A 2703-nucleotide genomic window follows, 5' to 3' on the forward strand; every position below is an offset into this window, starting at 1 on the left:
CACCCCGATGTTCACCGCCGAGCACCTCGACGTTCCCCTGGACTTCGAAGGCGCGGCGGAAGCCGGGTCGATGCTGGGCACCACCGCCGTCCAGGTCTTCAACGAGACCGTGTCGGTGCCGTGGGCCGTGATGAAGTGGACGCAGTTCTACGAGCACGAGTCCTGCGGCAAGTGCACCCCGTGCCGCGAGGGCACCTACTGGCTCGCCGGCATCCTCGAGCGGATGGTCGAGGGCAGGGGCACCGAGTCCGACATCGAGACGCTGCTGGACGTCTGCGACAACATCCTGGGCCGCTCGTTCTGCGCCCTGGGCGACGGCGCGGTCTCCCCGATCCAGAGCGGCATCAAGTACTTCCGGGACGAGTTCCTGGCCCTGTGCGACCAGAACAAGAACTCCTCCGCACCTGCGCTCGCCGGAGCTAACTCATGACAGCGATCGAAGAGAAGTCCGAGGCTGTGCCCGTACCCGAGGGGCACGTCCGGCTGACCATCGACGGTGTCGAGGTCATCGCGCCCAAGGGTGAGCTGCTCATCCGCACGGCCGAGCGCCTCGGCACCGTCATCCCGCGGTTCTGCGACCACCCGCTGCTCGACCCGGCCGGCGCCTGCCGCCAGTGCCTGGTCGAGGTCGAGATGGGTGGCCGGCCGATGCCGAAGCCGCAGGCCTCCTGCACGATCACCGTCGCCGACGGCATGGTGGTCAAGACCCAGGTGACCTCGCCGGTGGCGGACAAGGCCCAGCAGGGCGTGATGGAGCTGCTGCTCATCAACCACCCGCTGGACTGCCCGGTCTGCGACAAGGGCGGCGAGTGCCCGCTGCAGAACCAGGCCATGCGCCACGGCCGCACGGACTCCCGGTTCGTGGAGGAGAAGCGCACCTTCGCCAAGCCGATCCCGGTGTCCACGCAGGTGCTGCTGGACCGCGAGCGGTGCGTGCTCTGCCAGCGCTGCACCCGGTTCTCCGACCAGATCGCCGGCGACCCGTTCATCGAGCTGCTGGAGCGCGGCGCGCACCAGCAGATCGGCATCGCGGAGAACAAGCCGTTCCAGTCCTACTTCTCGGGCAACACCATCCAGATCTGCCCGGTGGGTGCGCTGACCAGCGCCGCGTACCGGTTCCGGTCGCGCCCGTTCGACCTGGTGTCCACGCCCGGCATCTGCGAGCACTGCTCGTCGGGCTGCGCGGAGCGGACCGACTGGCGGCGCGGCAAGGTGATGCGCAAGCTCGCCGCGGAGGACCCGGAGGTCAACGAGGAGTGGATCTGCGACCGCGGCCGCTTCGCGTTCCGGTACATCACCGCCGGCGACCGGATCAACCAGCCGCTCGTGCGGGACGCCAGGACCGGTGAGCTGGCCCCGGCGTCCTGGACCGACGCGCTGCGGATCGCCGCCGAGGGCCTCGCGACGGCCCGCGACGGCAAGGGTGCCGGCGTCCTCACCGGCGGCCGGCTGACCGCCGAGGACGCCTACGCGTACGCCAAGTTCGCCCGCATCGCCCTGCGCACCAACGACATCGACTTCCGCGCCCGCCCGCACTCCGCGGAGGAGCTGGACTTCCTCGCCTCGCGGGTCGTCGGCACCACGCCCGAGACCGGGGTCACGTTCCGGGCCATCGAGGCCGCGCCGGCGGTGCTGTGCGTGGCGTTCGAGCCGGAGGAGGAGGCCCCGATCGTGTTCCTGCGGCTGCGCAAGGCGGCCCGCAGGAACCGCGCCAAGGTCTTCCACATCGGACAGTGGTCCTCGCCGGGTGTCGAGAAGACGATCCGGCCGTTCAGCACGGACAAGGGCTCGATCGGCACGCTGCTCGCCTGCCCGCCCGGCGGCGAGACCGCCGCGGTCGAGGGCCTGGTCACGCACGCGCCGGACGTCGCCGAGGGCCTGTCCCAGGCGGGTGCGGTGATCCTGGTCGGCGAGCGGGCCGCCCAGATCCCGGGCCTGCTGACCGAGCTGGTCAAGCTGTCCGAGGTCACCGGGGCCGGGCTCGCCTGGATCCCGCGCCGCGCCGGCGAGCGGGGCGCGCTGGAGGCCGGTGCCGCCCCGATACTGCTGCCCGGCGGCAGGCTCGTCACCGACGCGGCCGCCCGCGCCGAGGTCGAGCAGGCCTGGGGCCTGGAGTCCGGCGCGCTGCCGTGGATGCCGGGCCGCGACACGAACGGCATCCTCGACGCGGCGGCCAAGGGCCTGCTCGACGGGCTCGTGGTCGGCGGCGTCGAGATCGACGACCTGCCCGACCCGGCGCTGGCCGAGGAGGCCCTGCGCAAGGCGGGCTTCGTGGTCAGCCTGGAGCTGCGGGCGAGCGCGGTCACCGAGTTCGCCGACGTGGTCCTGCCGGTCGCCCCGGCCGTCGAGAAGTCCGGCACCTTCGTGAACTGGGAGGGCCGCCGCCGCGAGTTCGGCACCACGCTGGAGAACACCGGCGCGCTGCCGGACTGCCGGGTCCTCGACACGCTCGGCGTCGAGATGGACGTCGACCTGTTCACCCAGACCCCGATCGCCGCCGCCGCCGACCTGGCCAAGCTGCCTCCGGTGCTGCGCAAGGCGGCACTGCCCGTCGAGGTCGCCGCCCCGGCGCCCACGCTGGGCGAGGGGCAGGCGCTCCTCGCGACCTGGCGGCAGCTGCTGGACGACGGCTCGCTGCAGTCCGACGAGCCGCACCTGGCCGGCACCCGGCGCCCGGCCGTGGTCCGGCTGAACCCCGAGACC

2 protein-coding genes are annotated in these 2703 nt (G+C 72.4%); both read left to right on the plus strand.

Going from position 1 to position 2703, the window contains the following annotated elements:
* A partial coding sequence (locus tag ACJ73U_RS20575; RefSeq protein ID WP_407779285.1) for an NADH-ubiquinone oxidoreductase-F iron-sulfur binding region domain-containing protein occupies positions 1 to 430 on the plus strand: 430 nt, incomplete at its 5' end.
* A partial coding sequence (locus ACJ73U_RS20580) for an NADH-quinone oxidoreductase subunit G (protein WP_407779286.1) occupies positions 427 to 2703 on the plus strand: 2277 nt, incomplete at its 3' end. The genes ACJ73U_RS20575 and ACJ73U_RS20580, both read left to right, overlap by 4 nt.

It is taken from the genome of Actinophytocola sp., from assembly GCF_045807065.1.
Lineage (GTDB): Bacteria > Actinomycetota > Actinomycetes > Mycobacteriales > Pseudonocardiaceae > Actinophytocola.